This is a genomic window from Nocardia sp. GCM10030253, from assembly GCF_042675075.1.
Taxonomy (GTDB): Bacteria; Actinomycetota; Actinomycetes; order Mycobacteriales; family Mycobacteriaceae; genus Nocardia.
Genome location: NZ_JBHTDL010000014.1, coordinates 258,539 through 285,079 on the forward strand (window position 1 = coordinate 258,539; position 26,541 = coordinate 285,079).

General features: G+C 65.3%; 22 protein-coding genes. 11 read left to right on the forward strand and 11 right to left on the reverse strand.

Features of this window, described 5'->3' with window-relative positions:
* The first annotated feature begins 24 nt into the window (after positions 1-24).
* Positions 25-651: a TetR/AcrR family transcriptional regulator gene (locus tag ACFQZZ_RS30765; RefSeq protein WP_378687666.1), complete on the forward strand. Its 627-nt coding sequence runs from the start codon at positions 25-27 to the stop codon at positions 649-651.
* Between the two features lie 210 nt (positions 652-861).
* Here ACFQZZ_RS30765 and ACFQZZ_RS30770 read toward each other — a convergent pair whose 3' ends face one another.
* Positions 862-1,173, reverse strand: a complete 312-nt coding sequence (locus ACFQZZ_RS30770; protein WP_378687668.1) for an ArsR/SmtB family transcription factor — start codon at positions 1,171-1,173, stop codon at positions 862-864.
* Between the two features lie 87 nt (positions 1,174-1,260).
* On the opposite strand from ACFQZZ_RS30770, the gene ACFQZZ_RS30775 reads away from it, so the two are divergent.
* Positions 1,261-2,031, forward strand: a complete 771-nt coding sequence (locus ACFQZZ_RS30775) for a glucose 1-dehydrogenase (RefSeq protein WP_378687670.1) — start codon at positions 1,261-1,263, stop codon at positions 2,029-2,031.
* Positions 2,032-2,193: 162 nt separating this feature from the next.
* On the opposite strand, the gene ACFQZZ_RS30780 is transcribed toward ACFQZZ_RS30775, so the two are convergent.
* A complete protein-coding gene (locus ACFQZZ_RS30780; protein WP_378687672.1) occupies positions 2,194-2,508 on the reverse strand; it encodes an antibiotic biosynthesis monooxygenase family protein in 315 nt (104 codons plus the stop codon).
* A 518-nt stretch (positions 2,509-3,026) separates the two neighbouring features.
* Here ACFQZZ_RS30780 and ACFQZZ_RS30785 point away from each other — a divergent pair.
* Both ACFQZZ_RS30785 and ACFQZZ_RS30790 read left to right on the forward strand, forming a co-directional pair.
* A complete protein-coding gene (locus ACFQZZ_RS30785; RefSeq protein ID WP_378687674.1) occupies positions 3,027-3,671 on the forward strand; it encodes an MspA family porin in 645 nt (214 codons plus the stop codon).
* 121 nt (positions 3,672-3,792) lie between these two features.
* A complete protein-coding gene (locus tag ACFQZZ_RS30790; protein WP_378687676.1) occupies positions 3,793-7,821 on the forward strand; it encodes an NACHT and WD repeat domain-containing protein in 4,029 nt (1,342 codons plus the stop codon).
* 48 nt (positions 7,822-7,869) lie between these two features.
* On the opposite strand, the gene ACFQZZ_RS30795 is transcribed toward ACFQZZ_RS30790, so the two are convergent.
* The 3 genes from ACFQZZ_RS30795 to ACFQZZ_RS30805 are packed head-to-tail and all read right to left on the reverse strand — an operon-like array spanning position 7,870 to position 9,546.
* Positions 7,870-8,706 (reverse strand): helix-turn-helix domain-containing protein, encoded by an 837-nt coding sequence (locus ACFQZZ_RS30795; protein ID WP_378687678.1) that lies wholly within the window; start codon positions 8,704-8,706, stop codon positions 7,870-7,872.
* A complete protein-coding gene (locus ACFQZZ_RS30800) occupies positions 8,703-9,227 on the reverse strand; it encodes a DUF6879 family protein (RefSeq protein ID WP_378687680.1) in 525 nt (174 codons plus the stop codon). Before ACFQZZ_RS30800 ends, ACFQZZ_RS30795 begins: the two co-directional genes overlap by 4 nt.
* The gene (locus tag ACFQZZ_RS30805) at positions 9,208-9,546 is read right to left on the reverse strand and encodes a hypothetical protein (protein WP_378687682.1); all 339 of its coding nucleotides are present in this window, start codon (positions 9,544-9,546) and stop codon (positions 9,208-9,210) included. The genes ACFQZZ_RS30800 and ACFQZZ_RS30805 overlap by 20 nt, the downstream gene beginning before the upstream one ends.
* 493 nt (positions 9,547-10,039) lie before the next feature.
* On the opposite strand from ACFQZZ_RS30805, the gene ACFQZZ_RS30810 reads away from it, so the two are divergent.
* The 5 genes from ACFQZZ_RS30810 (at position 10,040) to ACFQZZ_RS30830 (ending at position 16,936) form a co-directional block, all read left to right on the forward strand.
* A complete protein-coding gene (locus tag ACFQZZ_RS30810) occupies positions 10,040-10,381 on the forward strand; it encodes a hypothetical protein (RefSeq protein ID WP_378687683.1) in 342 nt (113 codons plus the stop codon).
* Between the two features lie 100 nt (positions 10,382-10,481).
* The gene (locus tag ACFQZZ_RS30815; RefSeq protein ID WP_378687684.1) at positions 10,482-14,510 is read left to right on the forward strand and encodes an NACHT and WD repeat domain-containing protein; all 4,029 of its coding nucleotides are present in this window, start codon (positions 10,482-10,484) and stop codon (positions 14,508-14,510) included.
* 160 nt (positions 14,511-14,670) lie between these two features.
* Positions 14,671-16,473 (forward strand): PspC domain-containing protein, encoded by a 1,803-nt coding sequence (locus ACFQZZ_RS30820; RefSeq protein ID WP_378687686.1) that lies wholly within the window; start codon positions 14,671-14,673, stop codon positions 16,471-16,473.
* On the forward strand, positions 16,466-16,687 hold the full coding sequence (locus tag ACFQZZ_RS30825; RefSeq protein WP_378687688.1) for an LPXTG cell wall anchor domain-containing protein: 222 nt from the start codon (positions 16,466-16,468) through the stop codon (positions 16,685-16,687). The genes ACFQZZ_RS30820 and ACFQZZ_RS30825 overlap by 8 nt, the downstream gene beginning before the upstream one ends.
* Before the next feature lie 78 nt (positions 16,688-16,765).
* Positions 16,766-16,936, forward strand: a complete 171-nt coding sequence (locus tag ACFQZZ_RS30830) for a hypothetical protein (protein ID WP_378687689.1) — start codon at positions 16,766-16,768, stop codon at positions 16,934-16,936.
* A gap of 49 nt (positions 16,937-16,985) precedes the next feature.
* Here ACFQZZ_RS30830 and guaA read toward each other — a convergent pair whose 3' ends face one another.
* Positions 16,986-18,566, reverse strand: a complete 1,581-nt coding sequence (guaA, locus tag ACFQZZ_RS30835) for a glutamine-hydrolyzing GMP synthase (RefSeq protein WP_378687691.1) — start codon at positions 18,564-18,566, stop codon at positions 16,986-16,988.
* A 60-nt stretch (positions 18,567-18,626) separates the two neighbouring features.
* Here guaA and ACFQZZ_RS30840 point away from each other — a divergent pair, with 60 nt between their 5' ends.
* Positions 18,627-19,433 (forward strand): alpha/beta fold hydrolase, encoded by an 807-nt coding sequence (locus ACFQZZ_RS30840; RefSeq protein WP_378688048.1) that lies wholly within the window; start codon positions 18,627-18,629, stop codon positions 19,431-19,433.
* A 54-nt stretch (positions 19,434-19,487) separates the two neighbouring features.
* On the opposite strand, the gene ACFQZZ_RS30845 is transcribed toward ACFQZZ_RS30840, so the two are convergent.
* Both ACFQZZ_RS30845 and guaB read right to left on the reverse strand, forming a co-directional pair.
* Complete coding sequence (locus tag ACFQZZ_RS30845) at positions 19,488-20,645, reverse strand: GuaB3 family IMP dehydrogenase-related protein (protein ID WP_378687692.1); 1,158 nt, start codon at positions 20,643-20,645, stop codon at positions 19,488-19,490.
* A 391-nt stretch (positions 20,646-21,036) separates the two neighbouring features.
* A complete protein-coding gene (gene guaB, locus ACFQZZ_RS30850) occupies positions 21,037-22,581 on the reverse strand; it encodes an IMP dehydrogenase (protein ID WP_378687694.1) in 1,545 nt (514 codons plus the stop codon).
* A 259-nt stretch (positions 22,582-22,840) separates the two neighbouring features.
* Between guaB and ACFQZZ_RS30855 the strand changes: the two genes are divergently transcribed.
* Positions 22,841-23,254 carry a DUF5319 domain-containing protein gene (locus ACFQZZ_RS30855; RefSeq protein WP_011207424.1) on the forward strand — a complete coding sequence of 138 codons (414 nt, stop codon included), beginning with the start codon at positions 22,841-22,843 and terminating at the stop codon, positions 23,252-23,254.
* Positions 23,255-23,394: 140 nt separating this feature from the next.
* On the opposite strand, the gene ACFQZZ_RS30860 is transcribed toward ACFQZZ_RS30855, so the two are convergent.
* The 3 genes from ACFQZZ_RS30860 to ACFQZZ_RS30870 form a co-directional block, all read right to left on the reverse strand.
* Entirely contained in the window at positions 23,395-24,525 is a 1,131-nt protein-coding gene (locus ACFQZZ_RS30860; RefSeq protein WP_378687696.1) for an anti-sigma-D factor RsdA, read from the reverse strand.
* Positions 24,518-25,096 (reverse strand): sigma-70 family RNA polymerase sigma factor, encoded by a 579-nt coding sequence (locus ACFQZZ_RS30865; protein ID WP_378687697.1) that lies wholly within the window; start codon positions 25,094-25,096, stop codon positions 24,518-24,520. Before ACFQZZ_RS30865 ends, ACFQZZ_RS30860 begins: the two co-directional genes overlap by 8 nt.
* A gap of 135 nt (positions 25,097-25,231) precedes the next feature.
* Positions 25,232-26,095, reverse strand: a complete 864-nt coding sequence (locus tag ACFQZZ_RS30870) for a hypothetical protein (protein ID WP_378687699.1) — start codon at positions 26,093-26,095, stop codon at positions 25,232-25,234.
* Positions 26,096-26,541 lie beyond the last annotated feature (446 nt).

Here is a 26,541-nt window from a genome sequence, read left to right on the forward strand (position 1 = left end):
CAGTAAATCGAAAGGGGAACCCGGTTGTCCAGCGATCCGCCTCGCCGTCGTTACGACTCATTACGCCGCACCCTGCAGGCTCAGGCGACCAGCGCCGAGATCGCCCATGCTGCTCGGCGACTGTTCGTGGCGCGGGGATGGGCTGCCACAACGGTGCGTGACGTAGCGCGCGAGGCTGGCGTGTCCGTGCCCACCGTCTACTCCGCATACGGCAACAAGACCGGGTTGATCCAGGCTGTCGTCGACGCCGCCGACCTGTCGGCCGATGCGATGCAGATGCTGGCAGAATTGGAGGCTGCCGCGGATGATCCCCGCAGGCAACTCGCCGCCATGGCGGGCTACGACCGCCGACTGTTCGAACGCGCCGCCGATGTCATTGCCCTGATCCGGGAAGTCGGCCGTATCGAACCCGACCTGGCCACCACCTACGACGACGCGCGACGTCGCGGCGACCAGACCCGCGTCCAGGTGTTCACCTCATGGCCGGAGAACACACTGCACGGGGAGCTGGACCTGGCAACTGCGGTTGATATCTATGCCGCACTGTGCAATATCGACGTCTACGCAACTCTCACCGGCGAACGCGGCTGGACACCGGACCGGGTCGAAAGTTGGTGGGCCAGAGCCCTGGTCCGCGAACTCCTCGCCTGACGCCAATGGTGTGAGACCATGCCGACTCAGTGACAACAGCAACCTGTAATCGGTGACAACTACAGCCTGCAACACCCGCCGAAGACCCTGCTCGACCGTCAACGATGGTGACAACTAGGCCCTAGCCGTCACGCGTCATCGGGTGTGACGACAGGGCGTGGGCTCGGGACCCGGTCCTGAGGGCTTCAACGTGGGTCGTGTCGGCCGCGGTCAGTCCGCGGCGTCGCGGCGTGCCGCGTCGAGCAGGGAGTCCAGCAGCCCGGGGAACCGGGCGTCGAGGTCTTCGCGGCGCAACGACTGCATGGTCTCTCTGCCGGACGGCCGCTGCCAGATGATCCCGGCATCACGTAGTACCCGGTAGTGATGGGTCAGGTTCGACTTGGGCACACCGTTCACGATCGAGCCGCAGGTGTGCTCGCCCCCGTCCGCCAGCACCCGCACGATGCGCAGCCGCAGTGGGTTTCCCACGGCGGTGAGCACGTTCGCCAACTGGATCTGCGCCCGCTCGGGATGTGCCGTCATCACACAGACCAGAATAGCTCGATTGTTGACATACAGTTGAACTGTACGTAAGTATTTGAACAATCCAACTGTATGAAAGGTCATGCCGTGCGTGCTCGCAGTTCCCGATTCAACGACAAGATCGCCCTCATCACCGGCGGCACCAGCGGCATGGGCTTGGCCACCGCGCACCGCTTGCTCGCCGAGGGCGCACACGTGGTCATCACCGGGCGCGACAAGACCCGACTCGATGCCGCGGTCGAAGAGCTGAACGGCGGGGACCGCGTCCTCGCGATGCCCGGCGATGCCGCGAACCTCGCCGATCTCGACGCGCTGACGGCCGCGATCCAAGACCGGTACGGGCGGCTGGACGTGGTCTTCGCCAACGCGGGCATCGGCGCATTCCAGCCGTACACCGACGTCACCGAGGCCGAGTTCTACCGCGTTGTGGATATCAACTTCAAAGCGGCGTTCTTCACCATCCAGAAGACCCTTCCCCTGCTGGCCGACCATGCCGCGATTGTGATCAACGCGTCGTTCGCACTGCACCGGGGCGGGCCCGGCGCTGCCCTCTACTCCGCGACCAAGGCGGCCGTGCACAACCTGGCGCGGACCCTGGCGGCCGAACTGGCGCCCAAGGGAATCCGGGTCAATTCCGTGAGCCCCGGCTATACCGCGACCCCGGCGTTCTACGCCGAAGCCTCGGCCGAAGTGCAAGCCGCCGCCGTCGCCGCGGTGGCCGCCAACCGCATCGGCACAGCCGACGACATCGCCGCCGCGGTCGCCTTCCTCGCCTCGGACGAAGCGTCGTACATCAACGGACAGGACCTGACCATCGACGGCGGCCTCGTCGCCGCCACCCCCGCGCCCATGGTGTAGCCCCGGCTACCGCGGCCCGGTTCGACTACACCCTCGCCCCTGCCACCGATCTGCGCGATCACCGGCAGGGGCGAATCACTCTGGCTCTCATAAGCGTTCAGCACCGACGGATGGCAGGATCGGTACACGTCGGCTCGTTGCGCGGGCAGAACCTGTTGGCGTTCAGCTTTGTTCGACTCGGGCCGCGAGATGGTAAGAACTCCCGCTCGCCTCGTCGCACATCGCTCGGCAAGCCCCGACGCGCGAAGCAAATCCCTCGTGCTGCTGCCAGGCCGACCTGGCGGCGGGGCTCGACCACAACGCAAACGACACGAAGTGCCGCGGGTCTGCGACATCGTGGATCAGCGACGCCGAAACGAAACCTGGTGCGTTGTTCTTCGTCCAGTCGAGAAACTCGGTCCAACTGGCGACGAATTCGTTCTCCCGACCGGCGGCCACGACCCAGTTGCCCGAGGCGTAGGTTTCCGGTGCATCCATTTCTCACTCCTTACCTATCCGGTCGCAGATACCTTGTGTCGACGCCTGCGTCCCCACCTATACAGATCGCTTCGACTTCGTGGCGCCAGCATCGCCACGATCGAGCGCGGGTGACGCCGCGTCCAGACACGCGGGCCGATGGTTCGATCATCGACGGTGACAACGAATCCCCCGAATAGTCGGATTCGCATCCCCACCGCTCGATTGTAAGAGTTCTCGTCCGGTCCGGACAGGAAAGCCGCGCTGACCTGGAGTTCTCAGCAGGGCCTCAGACGTCGAGCTTCGACCGGAGCGGACGATCGCCCGACCTCGCGGCCGATCGCGCTCGACCGGTCCGGATAACTGCCGCCAACCGCGTCTACCAGTGCTTTCGCGGTGTCCTATCCAGGCGGGACGTCGATCGGACAGGTCTGCGGCCATACGTTTCTTCCAGGCCAGAACATCGGCCCGAGCGTCGCAACTCGAAACGGATGCGGCACTCGCTCCGCAGGGGGAGCACTGACAATCGGGGAGAAACAATGAACATCAAGTCGGTACTTGCCACCGCAGTCACCATGATCGGGGTCACCCTCGCATCCGCACCATTCGCCAACGCGGGCGGCATGGCGCCACACGAGAAAACCGTCACCGGTCCCAACGGATTCCAGTTCACCGTCGGGCACACCGACGAGGCGTTCAATCCGATCGCCCCACTCAACGGCATGCCGACCAACCGAGAAGTGTTCCTGGACGACACTTTCTACGGCCACGTCGACGCACCGGGAACGGGCACGCTGAAGGCGGGCTATCTCGTCGCCTGCGCGGTCGACATCACCGCGACCGTCACCCTCGGCGCCAGTATCGGCATCGACGCCGGATTCCACGTGGGCGTCAACGCAAGTGGCGATTCCGCGACACCGAGCATGAGCGCGGACCTCGGCCCGAGCCTGCACGCCGGAGCGGGAATCGACCTGTCGATCGCGCCGGGAAAGATCGAGAAGTTCGAGGTCGGCACGAAGGTGCTGCCGTCGGGCAGCACCGGCTACCTGATCAGCCGCGACTTCCACCTGCTCGTGAAGAACTGCGGCGGGCCACTCACCATCCGCTCCTACACGATCATCGAGGCGCAATCGCCCGAGGCCGACGGTCGCGACGCGATATACGGCGACCCGATTTTCCTGTAGCCCGGTGGTTTGCGAGCGGCGATGCGGTCACCACCGCATCGCCGCTCACGTCGTACCAGCCCGCCGAAACGGCTAGATTTGTTCCTATGTCTGTGTTGCCCAGCGAGTTTGGTGGCTGCACGTGGTGACCGGGGACACCGCCGAAGATCGGGGGGAAATCCGATCACCACGTGCGCTGTTCACCCAACGGTTCACCGACCTCTATGCCGCGGCAGGCAATCCGACACTGCGTCGCGTCGCCGCGGCTGCGGACGCGCGGATGCGAGCGGCCCGCGGCAACTCCGCGAGTCCGGCTTCCGCACAGCGGATCAGCGACTGGAAGACGGGCCGCAACGTTCCAGCGCGCTTCGAATCCCTGCTTCCGGTGGTCCTCACGCTGATCGACCTGGCCAAGAAGTCCGGCAAGCCGACCTCGGCATTGTTCGATCTGCCCGAGTGGCAACGGCTCTGGCAGGCATCGATCTCCTGGACTGCCGAGGACGAGGATGACACCGCCTGCCCCTACCCCGGCCTGAAGTCCTATCGGCGCCAGGACAAGGACCGCTTCTTCGGAAGGACGCGGTCCACCGCCGAGCTCACCGAACTGGTCCGCGACACCTCCGATATCGCCGGTGGCATCGTCACGCTGATCGGCGCCTCGGGGGCAGGTAAGTCTTCGCTGCTCGCGGCCGGGCTGGTGCCCACACTCACTCAGCCACCACACAAGTGGTCTGCCGTGATCATGACGCCCGGCGCCACACCGCTCGCTGCGCTGGCCAAAGCTGTTGCCGCCGAGAATGCGCGCACCGCTGAGCAACCCGACCTCGAGCAGACCCCTTCGCCAACAGCAGCACTCGACCTCTGGCCCGCCGAGCAACACCGACTCTTGATCGTGGACCAGTTCGAAGAGCTGTTCACCACCTGCTCGGACGAACACGAGCGCGACGCCTTCCTGTCCCTGGTCGAAACCTGTGCCACCCGCAAAAACAACCCCGTTGCCGTCGTCATCGCATTGCGCGCCGACTTCTACGCCCACTGCCTCGACTACCCGGTCTTGCAGGAATCCCTCGAACGCCGCAGCTACCTGCTCGGCCCCATGCGGATAGACGAACTCGCCCAAGCCATTACCGGCCCCACCGAGCCCGCGAGCCTGAAACTGGAATCGGGCCTGGAAGAGCTGGTGATCACCGAGCTGTGCGGCCTCGGCGACCACGCGAACCGGCAGAGCTACGACCCGGGCGCACTCCCGCTGCTCTCCCACGTCATGGCCGCCACCTGGCAGCACCGCGAGGGACGCCGACTCACCGTCGCCGGATACCGCAAGGCGGGCGGTGTGGTCGGCTCCGTCGCCGCTACCGCCGAACAGGCGTGGAGCGAGCTGTCCGATGCCCAGCAGACCATGGCGAAAGAGCTACTGCTCGGTTTGGTCACCGTCGGGCATGACTCTCATGACACTCGTCGAACAGCATCGCGGCCGGAGCTGTTGCAGCGTGTAGCCGACAACGACGCGGCGACAACCGCTTTGGAGCTGCTTGCGCACACTCGCCTGATCACCCTGGATGCCGACTCGGTGTACTTCTCGCACGAAATCGTGCTCACCGCGTGGCCGCGCCTGCGCGCCTGGATCGACGAGGACCGCGTCGGCTACCTGGTGCGCCAGCGGCTGGAATCCGATGCCGTGGAATGGGATACAGCCGGTCGAGACTCCTCGCTGCTCTACCGCGGCACCAGGCTGGAGACGGCACTGGGAAACGCCGATCCACCCGGCGGTCCGGCCCGTTCCTTCCTCGACGCCTCGCGCGCGGCACGTACCACCTCACGGCGGCGGTCCTCGGCGGCCAAGGTGGGGCTCGCGTTGTTGGGCGTGGTCTTGCTGGTGCTCGGCATCGCCGCGTACGCGCAGACTCAATTCGGCGAGCAGCAGCGCGACGACAAGCACCTGGCGATCGTCTTGAACGAGGCAGACCGGTTGCAGAGCACCGACCCCTCGCTTGCCGCGCAGCTTTACTTGGTCGCGAACCAGATTCGCCCCCACGATCCGAATGTGCGAGCACGTCTGCTGCGCACGCAGAGCATGGCGCTGGCAGCGTCGCTCGTCGGGCATACCCAGGCGATCCGCCAAGTGGCCTATCGAAAGGACGGCAAGGTCCTTGCGTCGGTCGGCGCCGACAACACCGTGCGCCTTTGGGACACAGTCGACTACCGAGAACTGGGGCAAGCGTTCGACGACGGGGCCGGTTCGATCGAATCGGTCACGATAAGCTCGGATGGGCTGACCATGGTCACCGCGGTCACAACAGGTGCGCCGCGGCTGTGGGACATCAGTCAACCGGTCGCGCCCAAGCTCATCGGCTCCTTGCCGACCAACGACAAGGTCAGCCGAGTGGTGTTCGGTCCGACCGGTCGAACCATGGCCACCATGGCACGCTCGCAACATGTCACCCTGTGGGACCTGGGCAATCGGGCCGAGCCCAAGCCAGGTCCGGTGTTACCGGTACCCCCTGGGCACCAGGTGTCCTCGCTTGCCTTCAGTCCTGACGGGCGACTGGTGGGCGTGGGCAGCAGCAATAAGCATGCCAACTCCGTCGATCAGCGCGCCGAGGTCCACCTGTGGAATGTTGCCGAAGGCTCAGCGCCTACGGCGATCGAGCCATTCATCCACGCCGACGCGTCTGGTGCCGAGGAGATCGCTTTCAGTGCTGACGGCTCCCTGCTTGCGGTTGCCGGAAATCCCAGCCCTCGAATCGGCGGAGTGGTGCAACTGTGGGACATCAAGCGTTCCAACGAGCCTCGCCCGCGCGGGCAGCCGTTCGAGGCGACGGGCAACTTAGGGATCCGAGCGCTCGCCTTCAGCCCGAATGGGCCGATACTGGCGACCGGCGGATTTGAGGACGCAAAGCTCTGGAATCTGGTAAACCCCACAGCGCCCGCTCTGCTGGGAGGTGCTGGGTTATCGGTCAGCCCGACAGTCTGTCGATACGTGAAGACCATCGAAATGCCATGCGCCGGTGGGCCATCCACACTGGACTTCAGCCCTGACGGACGAGGGCTTGCGACCGGCGCCTCGGACGGGAAGGTGCGGCTGTGGTCATTACCCCAGTTCATCGCCAGGGATGCCCAAATATTCTCGGAGCCGTTGTTCAGCGACGACGGCAAGCGGATGGTGACCTGCGACGGTAGCCGGATCGATATCTGGGACACCCGAAATCCTCGGGACCCGCGCCGGATCGGTCAGCTCGAGCTCGGCTTCACACCATCCGGGGGACCGAAGTTGAGTCCCGACGGGCTGACCCTCGTTGTGTGGCAGAGCGGTAGCGAGCCGATCCGTATCTTCGACCTCTCCGATCCGGCGAAGGCTCGGCCGGCGGGCGAATTTCCACTGCCCCGAGATCCCTACTCCGATCTGTACTTCAGCCCCGACTGGCGACTGTTGCTCACCCGAACCGGAGGCGGATGGGCAGACAATGGTGGGTTGGTCGATATCTGGGATGTCTCGAATCTGTGGCAACCGATCCGGTTGAGCTCACGAATATCACTCGGAAACGTTCTGATCGATATGACGTTCGGCCCGGATGGTCGAACGGTAGTGGCGTGGGCCGTCTATCCCGACGAGAACGGCCGCATTCCCCCGATCAAGTTGTGGGACATCACCAACCCGGCACAGCCGATCCGCCGGGGTGACCTGCCGAATCTGCCACAGGGGCCGGTCGTCGGTCTCCTGTTCCATCCCGACAAACACAGGATGATCGCGCTCGGCTACCAGGCCATGCAATCGTTGGACATCAGCGACCCGGCAAAGGCCGTGGTCATCGCCGATCCGATCGCCGTCGACAACCTCGACATCAGTTCCTTCGACCTGGATCCGTACGGGCGAACAGTCGTGACGAGCGGAGAAAACGCGTCGGTGCGGTTATGGGATTTCTCCGCGCCCGCGCGGCCGAAACCCATGGGGCCCTCCGTCGTCCCGCCCGGCATCGACTACAGCAACCTGAGATTCACCCCAGACGGCGAACACCTATCCGGCACCGCCGACGACGGCACACTGCGCTTCCTCGATCTAGACGAACAACACGCCATCGACCGCGTCTGCAACACCACTCGCGGACTGCTGACTCCGGAATTGTGGCGGCAGCACCTTCCCGAGTTGTCCTACCGCCCACCGTGCGATTGATCGAGCGTCGAGTTGTCTGCCGATTCCGCCGCACCGGCCAGGGCTTCGTCACGCCGGAGCTGTCGCCTGTCGATGGTCGAGCGCAGCCCGAATCAGGGCCTGGGCGTTGTCCCCTTTGACGGACTGCTTGCCGAGGATTTGAAATGCCTTCTCGTACAGAGCGATTTCCCGTGGCTGGACGATCGATAACTCAGCTGTCACAGTTTCCACGTGGACTTGTTTATGGTCGTACATGAGGAAGTTGTTGGTAGGCGTCTGGAATCTGGTAGTTCGCGGGATAATACCGAGCGCTAAACGAGAGGATCGCACAGCACCTAACAAGTGTTCGAGCTGTGCAACCATGACATCGCCATTGCCAACTGTGGTGTATAGCGCCTGCTCGGCGATCAGAAAATGGAAGCGACAAACCCCTTTACGAAAGATGTCCTGACGTTGCATCCGCACGTCCACCGCCGCGTCTAAATTATCCGGGCCGCCGATGAAGTTTATGCATACCCTCAGCACTTCTGTCGCGTATTCGCGAGTTTGAAGCAACCCGGGCACTAGATCGGGGTCATAACCTCGGATCAGCTTCGCGTCGGATTCAATTCTCGCCGTCTTTTTCTGGATGCTGTGAGATTGCATCCGCTTCCATTCCAGATAAGCGGCCTCGATGTTTCGGACAGATGCAATAAGGTCCGGGACATGTAGCGGAGCGTCAGTCAGGGTGCACCACGCATGTATGTCTTGCTCAGTCGGCGTTTGCCTCCCGTGCTCGTAGCGGGAGACTTTCGAGTTGTCCCACCCAGCGAGCCCAGCCAGCTCTAGGCCCGTCAGACCGGCTTGTTTGCGGAGTTCGCGTAGTCGCGCCCCGAGGGATTCGCGTGCTTGCTGGACACTGCTCACCGTTCGGCGCGGTATTCTTGGTGTGGTATCGCCAGACTCCAAGTCTTGTCACGAACCGACAAACAGTATCGAACAATTCTCGGGTCTGTGGTTACCGCGAATCCGCCAAGATTTCCGTTCGGCTCGAAAGTCGTGAACGCTACCAGGTTTTCATCGAATATCCACCAATCGTCTGTGGTCAATTCGCCTGGGTCGATAGCGTGGCGTGGCAACCAGCGAATATCTTCGCCAGCGTCAAGATTGCTTTGCGTCGTCGCGTACAGAAAGCGTGTGTAATCGGCATGTGGCTCGGTGACCACTCGGACACGTTGAACCATTCGTCCGGAACTCGTGACTTCACGCATCAGGTTATCCCAGTGCGCCCACTCCGGGTCGTACTCGAATTCTCCGGTTTCGAGGAACTTAGCTAATGCTTCGACTTCGTCCTCCACCGCATATCCGTCCTGCGTTTCGAGATGGAAAGCACGGTGTCGACATTCCCTGAAAAGCTGCTCCTGCTGCTCAGTGTTGAGAAGTTGCATCGTCGGGGCGGATTTCCTTTCCCTGGGGCACTTCGATGCTTTGCTCGCAGTCGGGTGTGTTCATCTGGGCCAGCGTGTCGGTGTCGGTGACCGGCTCGCCGGACAGGATGAACGTACCGTGCCCGGTGTCCTCCAACCGGGTGCCGAGACACGTCCCCTGTTCGAGATATGCGAGCAGCGGGTGAGGAATCTCAATGATGTGCCGGTCGTCGCGCTCTGGCAGTTTCCAGCCCTGAACGACGTAACTACACCTGTCGGTGGCGTACAGGGTGGGTGAGCCGTTGTTTCGAGTGTCCGTGCCGAGGTAGCGAAGCTTCATGACCATGATCCTTTGCAGATGAGAGGGTTCGTGGTCATCTGAGAGTGTTCCATTGCCCCAGCTCAGGTCAATGACTCACGGCAGATTGCTGCAAAGATCTACAAAGTGCTGGCTGTCATGGCGTTTCGCTCCCTAGCGTCATAGACGGCGCTTGGAGCCGGTGCCAGTCGACCCGGCTCCGAGCTGCCGACCAACGCCGACGCCAGGGGGTCACCATGCCGCTCACTGAGATACAGGTAAAGGTCTTGGCCGTGCTGGCGGGACTAGCACCCGCTGAGGCACTGACAGTGAAACAGCTGTGCAGCAGAACAGGTTTCGCCGCATCGACAGTTCGGGCCGTGTTGGGCTCGCATTCGCACGGCGGGCTCGCGGCAGGCTCCCGCAGGAGCCCGGCGGAGTGGCGCATCACCGGTCGCGGCCGAGCGCTACTCAGCGCACCGCCTTACCGCGAGTTTCTGCCACACCAGGCCACCACCACGAACGGGGCAAAACGATGAGGGCGCGACCAACCGCGATCGGATACCTGCGCCGGGATGTCTCGGGGTTCTCCCAGAGCTGGGATGAGATCCAGATCCGGAGTGTCGCAAAGCGGCTCGGCTATGACCTCGCTAAGACGGTGGTGTTCGGTCGCGAGACAGACAGCCCGGAGAGCCGACTGCTGAATGTGATTCGAACGATCGATGTGGATGCGGTGATCGTGCCCAGCGCCGCGCACCTCGGCGGCGCGATCCCTGACCCACTGGTGCAGGCGTGCGATGTGGTGACGGTGTCGCCCGAGAACACCTACGCGCGATGGTCGGTGCCGTTCTCCGGCTTGCATGTAGACGGCACGTAAGCCATTTAGCAGCAACGAGTCGGGAGGGAGGTCCACACGAGCTCCGACCGGCTAGATTTGTCCCTATGTCTGTGTCGCCCAAGAAACTTGGTGGGCGCACGTGGTGACCGAGGACACCACCGCCGAAGACCGGGGGGAAATCCGATCACCGCGTGCGGTGTTCGCGCAACGGTTCGCTGAACTGTATGCCGCAGCGGGTAATCCGACCCTGCGCAGAGTCGCTACCGCTGCCGAGTCTCGGATGCGGGCCGCGCAGGGAGCGCGGCACGCACCGGCAGCTTCCGCACAGCGGATCAGCGACTGGAAGGCGGGGCGCAATGTGCCGGCCCGCTTCGAATCCCTGCTTCCGGTGGTTCTCACACTGATCGACCTGGCCAAAAAGGTGCAGCCACAGCGACCGCCACTGGAAGTCCATGAATGGCAACGCCTCTGGCAAGCAGCCATCACCTGGACACCCGACGACGATCAGGATGCCGCTTGCCCGTATCTGGGTCTGACGGCATACCGTGGGCAAGACAAACGACTTTTCTTCGGAAGATCCCGGCCCACTGCCGAACTCACCGAGCTGATCCGAAGCACCGCCGACGCCGCAGCCGGGATCACCATCCTGATCGGCGCATCCGGTGCGGGCAAGTCCTCACTGCTCGCCGCAGGGCTCGTGCCCGCGCTCACTGCGACCGACTGGTCCGTCGCCACCATGGCGCCAGGTTCGAAACCACTTTCGGCGCTTGCGAAAGCTGTTCCGATGGAAGGGATCTCGGTCGACCCGCCCGTAGCCGAACGGGAGTCGGCACCCGACAAGGAGGCAACCCATAGGCCCGGACTCTTGGTCGTAGACCAGTTCGAGGAACTGTTCACGGCCTGCGACGACGAACGCGAGCGCGAAGCGTTCCTGACCACGCTGCACCGCTGGTCGACTCGGCCACATAACACTGTGGTCATCGCATTGCGTGCCGACTTCTACGCACAATGCCTCACCTTTCCGGAACTCCAGGACGCACTCGAGCACCGTAGTTACCTGCTCGGCCCGATGCGCCAGGACGAACTCGCCCAAGCCCTGACCAGACCCGCCGAACATGCCGGACTGGAATTGGAGTCCGGCTTGGAAGAGCTCGTGATCACCGAACTGTGCGGTGTCGGCGACCACGCGAACCGGCAGAGCTACGACCCCGGCACACTGCCACTGCTCTCCCACGTCATGGCCGCCACCTGGCAACACCGCGAGGGACGCCGACTCACGGTCGCCGGATACCGCAAGGCAGGCGGCGTGGTCGGCTCCGTCGCCGCCACCGCCGAACAGGCATGGAGCGAACTGTCCGACCCCCAACAGACTGCCGCGAAGGATGTACTGCTCGGACTCGTTGCCGTAGCCCATGATTCGCGCGACACCCGCCGTACCGCCGACCGCCCGGACCTGCTGCAACGCACCACCGACCCGGTGTCCGCAACGGCGGCATTGGAATTGTTGGCCCGGACTCGGCTGATCACGATGGACTCCGGCTCGGTGTACCTGACCCACGAGATCGTGCTGGACGCCTGGCCACGCCTGCGCACCTGGATCGATGAGGATCGCGTCGGCTACCTGGTCCGGCAGCGGTTGGAAGCCGATGCCGCGGAATGGGATTCGACCGGGCAGGATCCGTCGCTGCTCTATCGGGGAACCCGGCTGGAGGCATCACTCGACCATGTCGACCCGCCGGTGGCCGGTGGCTCGGCCCGCGCATTTCTCAATGCCTCCAGAGCAGCACGCACCCATTCACGAAGACGTTCCTCGCGGACCCGAATCATCCTCGCCATGTTCGGTGTTGCACTGCTGGTGCTCGGCGTAGTCGCCTACGCGCAAACCAAGCTCACCGAGCAGCAGCGCAACGACAAGAACTTCGGGTCCGTCCTTGCCGAAGCCGATCGCCTGCAAGACATCGACCCGACCCTTTCCGCACAGCTGTATCTGGTCGCCGATCAACTCAGACCGGGTGACCCTGAGGTACGGGCTCGGTTGCTGGCCACCCAGAACACGCCGCTGGCTACGCAGTTCTCCGCACACGACGAGGGGTTGCGGGCCCTGGCCTATCGGCCGGACGGCAAGGTGCTGGCATCGGCGAGTCATGACAACACGATCCGGCTGTGGGATGTCAGTGAACCGCAGCATCCGAAGACATTGGGGCAACCACTACGCGATTCCCCACACGGCGCGTATTCCATGGCGTTCAGCCCCGACGGAAACGTGCTGGTGACCACCGCGTTGTCGGGTGCACCGCAACTGTGGGACGTGCACGACCCAGAGCATCCCGAACTGTTCGGATCCGTGCCAACAGATACCACCACGGCGGGCTTCTCGATTGCTTTCGGACCGAACGGGCGGACGGTCGCGGTCGGTTCCGGCGCGGACAAGGCCGTCGCCTTATGGGATATCACCGATCCGACTGCACCGATTCCGGGCCAGGTGGTGCCCGCACCGCGGAATCAGACCCTGGCGGCATTCGCGACCAGCCCCGATGGGCGGCTACTAGCGGTCGCAACCGCTGACTGGGACCACAACACCTCCACTGTCGAACTGTGGAACCTCACCCAGGCAACGGCAACTCGGGTGGGTGCTTCGTTCGAGGTGGCACTTGGCATTGAACGGATGCGTTTCAGCCCCGATGGTTCCGTGCTCGCGGTCAACGGTGCGCGCCTCGACGGGGTGTTCAACATCGTGGCACTCACGCAGCTGTGGGCGGTGGCTGATCCGGTGCGAACGCGTCCGCTGGGAACGCCGATGGTCGACCGCGATTCGCTCCAGGTGATCTGGCCTGAACTTGCGTTCAGCCCTGACGGGCGCACACTGGTGACCGGAGGCGCGGCAGGCGCCAAAATGTGGAATATCTCTGATCCGGCCCAGGCGGCATCGCTCGGCCCGCCGTTGGCGGCGATTCCGGCCCGCTGTCTCAGCGACGCGCGGGTACCGACTCGCTGCACAGGAGAACCAGTCGGGATCGAATTCAGTCCGGACGGAAGGACACTGGCTGTCGGCAGCCCCGAGGGGGTCGTGCGGCTGTGGTCGTTCGCACCCGCGGTTCTGAACGGACATAGCGGCTGGGGATTCAATCCGTTGTTCGATGCCCGTGGCGAACGCATGGTGATCGACGGCGGTAATGGCAGGTTGATGGTGTGGGACACACGAAACCCAGCGGATCCACTGCACGTCGGGGAGTTCCGGTTGGAACCGGGATCGATCGTTCGGGACCTGAGTCCGGATGGCAGAACCGTGGCGGTGCAGGATCGCGCGACGAGCCAGATGCAGGCGATCGACCTGTCCGATCCTCGGCACATTCGGCCGCTGGCCGACTGGCAGTCGCTGCCGCCCAATCGGGGCGCAAGGGCCATCCATCGCGACTGGACCTTGATAGTGACGAGTCCGGACTCCAAGCAGCAGTCATTTCAGATCTCGGATATCTCAGACCGTGTTCGGCCCGTCCCCCTCGGACCACCCGTTTCCGTGGCTCCCGCGACAGCACGAGCCATCAGTTTCAGCCCGAACGGCAAAATCCTCGCTGTCGTCGAAGTGACCAATTCCGAACCGGATTCATTGCAGACGACTGTAGAAACCCGGCTGGCCCTGTGGGACATCTCGAATCCGGCCAAGCCCGTCCGGATGGGCGAAACCCCACCACCGACGCAGCTGATCAACTACTCGATCATGCATCCCGACGGTCGGACGGTCGTCACCATCGGGAACGAAGCTTTTCAGGTCTGGGACATCAGCAATCCGGCAGCACCCACGCCGATCGGTGACCGGGTCGCCGCGCACAATCTGTCCATCTCCTCGATCGATTTCAGCCCGGACGGAAAAACCCTGGCCACCGGCGGAAATGACGGTCCGGTCCGGCTGTGGGACTTCACCGACCGCACCCGACCCCGCCCACTCAGCAGTTCCATCGCCCCACCCGGCACCACTGCCTGGCTCCTAGGTTTTCATCCGCAAGGCAACTACCTGGCCGCCGTGGGCAAAGACGGCGCGCGCCGCCTCTGGGATCTGAACGAACAACACGCGATCGACCGAATCTGCCGCATCAGCCGCACGGTCCTGACCCCCGACCTGTGGCAACGCTACCTACCCCAGCTCCCCTACGACCCGCCCTGCGCATGACCGGGTGCTGGAGTACGCCCGGCGCCTGAGCGCGCCCATATGCCGTGAGCACGGTGTTCGGGGATCTGATCGGGCACTGAGTACAGACCGGGCGGTCCAAAAGGATCAGTGAATTTTTCAGGGTTACCCCCGATGTGCCGATGTGCTGGTCAGGCCCAATATGGGAAACATGACGAAAACGAGCTTCGGCGATCAACTCCAGCAGATGTGGCACACGCGGCCCGTCCGCTTGCCGCGGCAAGGTCCGGTCGCGGGCGTCGCGGCGGGTTTCGGACAGCGCTACAACGTCGATCCGGTGCTGGTGCGGGTCGCGCTCGTGGTGTCGACGATCTTCGGCGGCGCCGGGATCGTGCTGTACCTGTTGGCCTGGCTGCTGCTGAACGAAGACGGGGACCAGGCGTCGGCGGCCGAGTCACTGTTCGGCAAGGGACAGAGCTCGCAGTCCCAGACCAAGACCATCGTGTTGATCGTCGCGCTCGCCATCGCGGTCAGCACCATGGGCCCGGTCGGGGTCGGGCTGGCAGGCTCCGGTCTGATCAGCATGGCGCTGATGTTGTCGGGCTGGTGGATGCTGCACATGCGGCAGCCCGCACCGCCACCCGGCACCAGCATGTTCGGCGGTCTCGTCACCGACGGCGGCATTACCGCGACCGGCTACCCCGGCACGGTGTTCCCACCGGGATCCCCGCTGCGCACGAATACGGGCGACTTCTTTTCCCCTGGTGCGCCGCCGACCAACCTGTACACGCCGTACACCAAGCTCCCGGACGCCTACGTGCCGGAAGCACCGGTCCAGCACCGATCGACGCAGGTCGAGTACGACGAGACAGCCACGACTCCGGTCCAGCTCAGCGCAGATGACCGGGCGCAGCACGTGAATGCCGACACCGTTCTCCTCGACAGGGCCGACGGCGACACCGTCCTGCTCGACAAGGGCGACGCCGACACTGTCCTGCTCGACAACGGCACCGAGTCGCCACATGGGACCCCCTCCGCAGGCACCAACGTGCCAGAAGCGTCGTCCGACACCGACGCCGTGACGCCCGACGCAAACGGCTCGTCATCCGACTCGGGCACCACGCCATCACTCGACAAGACGACGCAGTCGCTCGACAAGGGCGTCTCGCCCTCCGGCACAGACCGCACTTCGAACAGCGAAGCGGCCGCACCGACGACCGACGACCCGAACTCCCGTCCTGACGAATCCCCCTCCGGCACAAGGACTCCGAAGATCGTGACCCCACCGCTTCCGACCAGGACCGCGGGTACACCCCACACCGCCTTCGGTGGCCGGACCCCGCCCTCCTGGGATCCACTCGGGGTGGCCCCGCTCGCCTGGGATCTGCCCGAACCGACCCCGACCCGCACCATCGTCGCGCCACCTCCTAAGCGGCCCCGCTCCCGGCTGACCCCGATGGTGCTCGGCCTGGCCATCCTGGCCGCGGCGGGCGCGGGCGCGGCAGCCGCCTCGGGCGTGGACTGGATGACCCCGGGCCGGATCGGCGCGGCGGCGCTTGCGGTAATCGGTCTCGGCATGGTGCTCGGCGCATTCCTGCGGCGCGGCTACGGGCTACTGGTAGTGACTGCCCCGCTCGCAGGCTTCGTCCTGCTGGCTTCGATGATCGGCCCGATCGACTTCGACACCGCCACCATGGGCGAGCGCACCTGGGCACCGACCTCGACATCCGACCTGAATCCGAACTACGCGGTGACCATGGGGACCGGCACACTGGACCTGCGATCACTGAACCTGACCGAGAACCGCAGCGTGGAGGTCTCGGTCCAAATGGGCGAGGCCATTGTGCTGCTACCCGCAGGCATGACGGCGCGTACCGAATGCACCGTCAACGCGGGGGATGTCAACTGCCCCAGCGGAATTACCGGCCCGAACACTCCCGGCGCACCGGTGCTCGATCTGAAGGTCAACGTCCGGGCAGGCAATGTGGAGGTACGCCGTGGCTGACAAAATCGATACCGACAACTCGTCGACCGACCGCCGCGGACCATCGGCCTCGCTGCTGATCGTCGGGCTGCTCGCACTCGCGGTCAGCGTCTGGGCCTTCATCGGCCCCGCCGCGATGCCCGCGACCGGCGTGATCCCACTCGGCTGGATCGTGGTGATCGCCGCCATCGTCATCGGCATCCTGCTGGTGGTCTCACCACGCAAGCGCCGCTGACCGACAACCGAAATGACCCACGAAAATGGCCCGTCCGCGAGACGGGCCATTTTTGTTGGAACGACCGAGGAGTAGGCGATGACCACAGAGCCGTTCGACAGCCCTGATACCGACGATGAACCGACCGATCCGGGAACCCCGGTGGGACGGTTCATTCCGCTGACACCGACCCGGTCCTATCTCGGCGGCGGCATACTGCTGGGACAGTTCATCCTCGGCAGGCCAACGGGAGCCACCGCGATGGAGTGACGGATCGGCTGCACGAATCCCGTTGGTGCCGAACGCGATCAGGACCGCGTCACTCCCATTCGATGGTGCCCGGCGGCTTGCTCGTCACATCGAGGACCACCCGGTTGACCTCCGCCACCTCATTGGTGATGCGGGTGGAGATCCGCTCGAGCACCTCGTAGGGCAGGCGAGTCCAGTCCGCCGTCATGGCGTCCTCGCTGGAGACCGGGCGCAGCACGATCGGGTGACCGTAGGTGCGGCCGTCGCCTTGCACACCGACAGAGCGCACATCCGCGAGCAGCACCACGGGGCACTGCCAGATCTGCCGATCCAGGCGCGCGGCCGTAAGTTCTTCGCGGGCAATGGCATCGGCCTGCCGCAACGTGCCGAGACGGTCGGCGGTGACCTCGCCGACGATGCGGATCGCCAGACCAGGACCCGGGAACGGCTGGCGCGCAACGATTTCCTCGGGCAGCCCGAGCTCACGGCCGACCGCGCGCACCTCGTCCTTGAACAGCAGCCGCAGCGGCTCGACGAGCTCGAATTCCAGATCGTCGGGCAGGCCGCCGACATTGTGGTGGCTCTTGATGTTCGCAGTGCCGGTACCGCCACCGGACTCGACGACATCCGGGTACAGCGTGCCCTGCACCAGGAACTCGACCGAGGGACCCGAGCCGTCCGACACGGCGCCGCCCTCCGCGGTCACCACCTCGGACACCGCGTCCTCGAACGACCGGATGAACTCCCGGCCGATGATCTTGCGCTTCTCCTCCGGGTCGGTGACGCCCTTCAGCTCGCCGAGGAACTTGTCCACCGCGTCGACGGTCACCAGTTTGGCGCCGGTCGCGGCGACGAAATCCTGCTGCACCTGCTCGCGCTCCCCCGCCCGCAACAGGCCGTGATCGACGAACACACAGGTCAGCCGATCTCCGATGGCGCGCTGCACCAGCGCGGCCGCGACCGCACTGTCCACGCCGCCGGACAGGCCACAGATCGCATGGCCGTCACCGATCTGCTCGCGCACCGAGGTGATCAGCGAGTCGGCGATATTGGCCGGGGTCCAGCTGGCCGGGATCCCGGCCAGCTCATGCAGGAACCGGCTGAGTACCTGCTGGCCGTGCGGCGAGTGCAATACCTCGGGGTGGTACTGCACGCCTGCCAGCTTGCGGGCGCGATCCTCGAACGCGGCGACCGGGGCGCCCGCGCTGGTGCCGGTGACCTCGAAGCCCTCCGGCGCGTCGGTGACCGCGTCGCCGTGGCTCATCCACACCGGCTGAATGGCGGGCAGGCCGCCGTGCAGCAGACCACCATCGATACTGAGCTCGGTACGGCCGTACTCGCGGGTGCCGGTGTGCGACACCGTGCCGCCGAGCGCCTGCGCCATGGCCTGGAAGCCGTAGCAGATGCCGAACACCGGAATACCGAGATCGAACAGCCGAGCGTCCAGCTGCGGCGCGCCCTCGGCGTACACGCTGGACGGGCCACCGGACAGGATCACCGCGAGCGGCTGTTTCTCGGCGATCTCCTCCACGGTGGTGGTATGCGGGATCACCTCGGAGAAGACACTCGATTCGCGGACCCGCCGGGCAATCAGCTGGGCGTACTGCGCGCCGAAGTCGACGACAAGGACGGGTCTCTGAGTATCTGCCACCGTCACAGTTTAATGAGGGCGCAAATCGTCCCGCGCACCCCCGCACCGCTGGTTATCCTCATGCTCGTGCCATTCGCCCGCGCGATCGACGCCGACATCCACTATGAGGACAGCGGCGGGCACGGTCCGGTGGTGCTACTCGCACACGAATTCTTCATGGACCGAACGATGTTCGCGTCGCAAATGGCCGCGCTGGCACCGGAATTCCGCATTGTGTCCTGGGATGCGCGCGGTCATGGGCGCACCAGGGACGAGGGGCTGCCGTTCACCTATTGGACCGCGGCGCGCGACGCGTTGACGGTGCTCGATCACCTCGGCGCCGAACGCGCCGTGGTCGGCGGGACCGCGCAAGGGGGCTTCACCGCATTGCGCACCGCGCTCATCGCACCCGAACGGGTGTCGGCGCTGATCCTCATCAGCACCGAGGCGCACGGACCGACGCCCGAGCAGTCGACGGCAACCCAGAAATTCCTGGACGAGTGGTATGACGACAGCTCCAGACAGGACGCCGTCGACCAGCTGGCGCACTGGTTGATCGGCGACGACGAGTGGTACCGGTCGATCTGGACCAAACGCTGGCTGGTGCGCGACCGCCGCGGCATCGAGGTCGCGGCGGGCTGCCTGCTCGGCCGGGATTCGGTGCTGGACCGATTGCCCGAAATCGCCAGTCCCGCCTTGGTGATTCACGCCACCGACAGCGGCATCGCCCGCGACCGTGCCCAGCAGCTGGCCAACGGGCTGACCGGATCGACCTATGTCGAGATCGCCGGCGCGCGATTGGCCGTCACTATGACCCACCCCGAACCGGTGAACCATGCGATCCAGCAGTTCCTGCGTGAGCGCACGGTTCCGACGCGAGTTCGTTGAGCGCTGACAGATCCCGCCCGAACGCTCGGCTGATCGAACGTCGAGATCCGGCGATCACGCGCGAACGCTGAGCCCGACCTTCTGGAACTCCTTGAGGTCGGAGTATCCGGCCTTCGCCATCGAACGACGCAGTCCGCCGACAAGATTCAGCGAACCGAATGGATCGTCCGAAGGACCGAAGAGCACCCGCTCCAGGCTCGGCCGCACCACGTCGCCGTCTTCGCTGTCGACCCAACTCTCATCCACCGGCAGCAGCGCACCGCGCGGCACCGAAGGATGCGCGGCCGCGGACGGCCAGTACCAGCCGCGACCGGGTGCCTCGGCGGCGACGGACAGCGGCACACCGAGCATGGCGGCGTCCGCGCCACACGCGATCGCCTTGGCCAGCTGGCCGGAGGTCGCGACGTCACCATCGGCGATGACGTGCACGTACCGACCGCCGGTCTCGTCCAGATAGTCGCGGCGCGCGGCGGCGGCGTCGGCGATCGCGGTGGCCATCGGCACTCCGATGCCGAGCACCTCGCCCGTGGTCGTCGCGCCGGGGAAGGAACCGTAGCCGACGATGACACCGGCGGCACCGGTGCGCATCAGGTGCAGCGCGGTCCGGTGATCGCTCACACCACCGGCGACCACCGGCACGTCGAGCTCGGAGATGAAGGTCTTGAGGTTCAGCGGCTCACCGTCGCCGACGTGCTCGGCGGAGATGATGGTGCCGTGCACGACGAGCAGGTCGATGCCAGCCTGCACCAGCGCCGGGGTCAGCGCGCGAGCGTTCTGCGGGCTGACCCGCACCGCCACCGTCACACCGGCGGCCCGCACCTGAGCGACAGCGGCCGCGAGCAGATCCGGCTGCATCGGCGCGGCGTGCAATTCCTGCAGCAGCGCGACGGCGCGCTCGTAGCCGCCCTTGCCGACGAGCTCGACCAGCTGGTCGATCTTCGCGGCGACATCGGCGTGCCGAGCCCACAGGCCCTCACCGTTGATGACACCGAGCCCACCGAGACGGCCGAGCTCGATCGCGAACTCCGGCGACACGAGCGCGTCGGTCGGGTGCGCGAGGAAAGGGATCTCGAACCGGTAGGCATCCAGCTGCCAGGACAGCGACACCTGCTTCGAGGAACGAGTCCGCCGCGACGGGACGATGTCGACATCGTCCAGCTCGTAGGTACGCCGGGCGGTCCGGCCCATGCCGATCTCGACCATGTCGCGCACGTCTTCTCCTTATCTGATTTGCAGCGCCTGCGGCGCTGCGTGTTCACCCTGTGTTTTTGGCAGCGCCTGCGGCGCTGCGTGTTCGCGGCCCCCTTGGTCTCGCTTCCGAGCGGGCGAGACTCGCGCCTGCGGCGCATGCGCTTCGCCCGCTCGGAAGCGAGACGGGCCGCGAACTCCAGGGCTCGATCTCGCTTCGCTCGGAAGACGGTGTCGTGGCGAGTGGGTGCGTCAGGGGTGTGCTCGCGACTTTGTTGGTTACTTGCGGGCGGCGGGTCGGGCGCTTATGTCCCGCCCCACCGCTTCGCTGGACTATGGCTCGGTACCGCGACGGCACGCGAGCCAGCTCCATCATGCACGGACCGACCGGTCCAGTACACAACCCTCGAGCCGACTAGCCGCGACCAGTGTAGTTAGGGGCCTCGACGGTCATCGTGATGTCGTGCGGGTGGCTCTCTTTGAGGCCCGCCGCGGTGATCTGCACAAACTGAGCTTCCTGCAGGTGCGCGATCGACTGCGACCCGGTGTAGCCCATCGCGGCGCGCAGGCCGCCGACGAGCTGATGGATCACCTGGTTGACCGATCCGCGGAACGGCACCCGGCCCTCGATGCCCTCGGGCACCAGCTTGTCCTCGGCCAGCACATCGTCCTGGAAGTAACGGTCCTTCGAGAAGGACTTCGCCTGCCCACGACCCTGCATGGCGCCGAGCGAACCCATGCCGCGGTAGCTCTTGAACTGCTTGCCGCCCACCAGGATCAGCTCGCCGGGCGACTCGGCGGTGCCTGCCAGCACCGAACCGAGCATCACGGTGGACGCGCCCGCGGCGATCGCCTTGGCAATGTCGCCGGAGAACTGGATGCCACCGTCGGCGATCACCGGCACGCCGTGTGGCTTGCAGGCGGCGACGGCCTCGAGGATGGCGGTGATCTGCGGCGCGCCGACACCGGCTACGACACGCGTGGTGCAGATGGAGCCGGGACCGACACCAACCTTCACCGCGTCCGCACCGGCCTCGACAAGCGCGGCCGCACCGGCCCTTGTCGCGACATTGCCGCCGACGATCTGGATGCGATCGCCGACCTCGGTCTTGACCTTGGTGACCATCTGCAGCACCTGCGCCTGATGACCGTGCGCGGTGTCGACGATAAGCACGTCCACCCCGGCGTCGGCCAGCGTCATCGCACGCGACCACGCGTCCTCACCGACACCGATCGCGGCGCCGACCAGCAGGCGGCCGTCGCGGTCCTTGGTGGCGTTCGGGTACTGATCGGTCTTGACGAAGTCCTTGACGGTGATGAGTCCGCGCAGTCGGCCACCGCCGTCGACGATCGGCAGCTTCTCGATCTTGTGTCTGCGCAGCAGGCCGAGCGCGGCCTCCGCGGTGACGCCCTCCTGCGCGGTGATCAACGGCGCCCTGGTCATCACATCGGCGACCTTGCGGTTCTGGTCCACTTCGAAACGCATATCGCGGTTGGTGATGATGCCCACAAGTTCGCCGGTCTCATCGACCACGGGCAAGCCGGAAATCCGGAAGCGCGCGCACATCGCGTCGACCTCGGCGAGGGTGTCGGTCGGACGACAGGTCACCGGATCGGTCACCATGCCCGCCTCGGACCGTTTCACCGTCTCGACTTGAGCGGCCTGATCGGCGGCAGCGAGGTTACGGTGCAGCACACCCATGCCACCGGCCCTGGCCATGGAGATGGCCATCCTGGCTTCGGTCACGGTGTCCATCGCGGAACTGACCAGCGGGGTGCGCAGCCGGATCTCCCGGGTGAGCTGGCTGGAAGTCTCCACCGAGCTGGGGATGAGGTCCGAAGCGGCCGGTAGCAACAGCACATCGTCGAACGTGAGGCCGAGCATGGCGATCTTGTTCGGATCGTCACCACCCGTATGGGGGCGGACTCCGATACGTTCGCCCGGTACGGGATTACTCATTCGGATCGACCCCTCCTGGACGTCGAAAGCAACCGACACCGGTCGGCCGGCGTCGCGCAGAACTGATGGGATGGACGGTGACGGCTCCGCCAATGGTCGGGTACTGGCCGGCGCCTGTCACCCATGGTATCTGTCCCGCAAACTTGCCAACGACCGCGTCTGGCTGATGCCCGGCTCCGCTGTCCGAACTGAGCGCACCGACGAAACTGGCGCGCCACATAGCTGGCGAAGACCCCCCTGTTCTGCGTACCGTGGGGGTGTGCGTGACCATCTACCACCTGGCTTGCCGCCGGATCCGTTTGCCGGAGACCCCTCCGACCCGTCCGCCGCGCTCGATGCCATCGAGCCCGGCGAGCCGCTGGATCCCCACGAGCGCCTTGCGGTCGAGGAGGATCTCGCCGATCTCGCAGTGTATGAGGCACTACTGGCGCATCGCGGTATCCGTGGACTCGTGGTCAGCTGCGAAGACTGCAGGCAGGACCACTACCACGACTGGGATATGTTGCGCGCCAACCTGCTTCAGCTGCTGGTCGACGGCACTGTGCGCCCGCACGAACCCGCCTACGATCCCACGCCGGAAGCGTATGTCACCTGGGACTACTGCAGGGGTTACGCGGATGCCTCGATGAACGAGGCCTTCCACGGCGATGGATTCGACGGGTTCGACAGCTGATCCTCCGCACCACAGCGGCGTCGAACCCCGAGCGAACAGCACGAGTCTCGCACCGACGTGCTGTAAGTAAGACGACAGACAAAAAGCCGACCGCCGGTCGGCGATCGGTTGATGTCTTTAATCGATTGTTGCGCTCGGGCCTAGGTAGGGCCTGACCCGCCCGGTACGCCGCCGGTACCACCGGGTACCCCGGTCCCGCCCGTCCCGCCTGATCCGGTGGGAACCACGACGGGTCCGGAGTCATTGCCCGGCACCGTCGGACGCGTCGCGGGCTGCGTCGGCTGGCCCGTATCGACGGTCGGGACGACCACCGTTGGCACGGTGGTCGGCGCGACCTGGGTTGTTTGAGGCGGCTGATTCTGCGTAGGCGGCGGCGTTGTCGGCATGACCGTGATCTGCGTCGTCGGCGGCGCAGTAGTCGGCGGCTGGCCAGGAGCGGTGGTCTCCTCGCCCGTCGGCGGCTTCGTCCCCGAGGTTTCCGGCGACTGCAGAACGGTCTGCTGCGGGATGCCGGTCGACGGCTTCGTCCCGCTGGTGTCCGTGGTCGGCTTCGGATCGGCAGGCCGCGATGGCGTCGCCGTGATCGAGTTCGCGACATCCGGGGCGACCTTGCGCAGCTCGGTCAGGATCAACTCCCAGCGAGCCGCCAGATCATTCTGCTTCTCGGTGTCGTTGACCTGCGTCACGTTCTGCCGAGCGCCATCGAGCTTGGCCTTCGCCAATTCGTGATTACCCGAATTGAGCAGGGCCTGCGCCGCGTCCAGATCGTTGTCGGCACGCTGAACCACGGTGGTCTGGGCCTGTTCGCTGAACACGACCTCCTTGACCCGCCATAGCGGATCACCTGGCTCGGCGTTGTAGGAGAACGCCGTCATACCACCGAAGACCAATGCCAGTGCGGCAGCCGTCCCCGCAATCGGACGAAGTAGCCGTAGTCGCCCGCTGGTCTGAGCGCCGATACGAACTTGTCGAGCACCGATCTCCTGGTTGACCGCAGCCACGATTTCATCGAGGCTGGGTTCCCCCGGCATCGGCTCCGAGATCAGCTCGGCCCGCCAATCGGCCAACAGCGTCGCGAGCTGATATTCCTCCGCGCTGTCGGTCCGTACCGGACCGTCGCTGGCGATGGCATCAATCAGCGCATCGTCGCGGCGTACCGCGGCGATGTCCACCGGTCCGGTGTCACCGACGCCCTCGGCGTAGGGACCGCTATTTCGCGATCCAAGCCGCGCCTTCCAGTCGCCCCGACCGCGCTCGCCATCCCTAGCCATACATTTCACCTGCCCTCGCCACTTGTGACTTCAGTTTTGCGAGTGCCCTGTGCTGGGCAACCCGTATCGCACCCGCCGTACTGCCCACGGCGACTGCGGTTTCTTCCGCTGACAAACCCATGACCAATCGCAGGATCAGGATCTCCCGATGCTTTTCAGGAAGCGTCGCGAGCAGACTGTTCATCTGCCTGCTCGTCTCTGATTCGAGAGCTCGTTGTTCCGGACCATGGTCGGTGGATATGACATCTGGTACTTCGGCCATTGCCTCCGCCTTGTTACGGGCGGCGTTCCGATGAGCGTCGGCGACCTTGTGCGAAGCGATTCCGTATACGAAGGCCATGAAGGGCCTGCCCTGGTCTTGATACCTGGGCAAGGCAGTCATCACAGCCAGACATACCTCCTGCGCAACATCATCCGCAGAGAGTTGTCCTCGCTCCGCGGCGCCGATCCGCGCGCGGCAGTAGCGCACCACCAGCGGGCGGACCATTTCCAGTACCTGAGCTAAAGCGGATCTGTCGCCCTGCGCAGCCGCAGTGACGGCGAGGTCCAACTCTTCGCCCGTGTTCGTCATCGTCAGAGAAATTCCTGGCGTTACAAGTGGCACGGTCGGGGATGACCAGTGCTTCCGCCGGTGGGGCGGAACGGATCTAACAATAGCGACACAACGCCCGGAACCGGGCAACACGGGGTCGCCACGGGTGCAGACCTAGTCGGCACCCGCAGGCCGAAACCGTCCGCCACGGCGAGAGATAGCAGCGGCGCACTCCGCGGCTTCCGAGGTGGCGGCGCTCGCGACATCACCATCGGACACGCCCGCGCGCAGCATGGCGCAGGCCCAGCGAAGCGGAAGCAGCCCGTATTCGCGACATTCGGCGGCGACCGCCTCGGCGCGGATCCGCGCACCCTCGGCGTCACCGGCGGACGCGGTCGCCGCGGCGACCAACAGCCTGGACTTGACCCGGTGCCGGATCGAGGGACCACGTTCGGCCAACTCCAACGCGGCCTCGGCATGGGTGCGCGCGGGGTCGGCGCGCCCCGATGCGAGCGCGGTCTCCGCCGAAACCCAGTGCCAGCGCACCCACGGTCGCCAGCGCACCTGCTCGGCGTCGAGCGCGTCGTGACTGCGCCACAGCAGCCGGGCGGCCAGCGCGAGCCTGCCGGTGCCGAGCGCGTCGGCGGCGAGGCCGGTCAGCGCGTCACAGACGGCGTCGCCGCGGTTCGGTCCGACCCGGCCGGCATCGTCGGCGCGAGTGGGGATGATCAGCGCCGCGGCCCGCCCATCGGCGACCGCGGCGCGGGCATGCCAGCCGAGCTGGCGCAGTAGCGAGCCTTCGGTGCTCGCGGCCAGCGACAGCAGCACCGGGTCGGTGGTGCCCGCGCGCAGTAGCCGGAGTTCGGCGCGGGCCGCGGCGTAGTGGCCTCGACCGCCCAGAATCACCGCCCGATGCCACGAATCCACGGCGCTTCGAGACGCCGGCAACTCGGCAGCGCCGAGAGTGAGGCGGTCGCCGAACGCGGCGGCAGCGAGTGGTGCGGACTCGCTATATATAAGGAGAGCTGGTGCGGACACGGCCGAACTCTATCCTGCGTTCCGCGCACGCCCACGCGGCGAGAAACATCGCGACACGCTCCAGCAACCAAGCAGCATTTCGAATGCCGACATCATGTTTCCATCAGGTAAATCTCATACGGGCAATCAGCTGGCACGTACGTTAAGAATTCACATGCGTTTCGCGCAATTAACCTCAGCGCCCCGTTTCCGCCATCTGCGATCTGGTGTCATCTCGGCCTCGGCCGGCGCTGTGACCACCCCCACCCCCGGCCCGACTCCCCAGACATGGGGAGTCAGCCGCCGAAAACACGTCCACCTGCGGATACACTCGCGGATCGAGCCAGACGGTTCGACACGGATCGCCGATCAACCGACCAGTATCACCGGAAGCTATGCAAAAAGTAAACACCGTAGACGTTAAATTTCGCAGCCCAACATTTGGAAAACTGCTGCGTCGAACTATT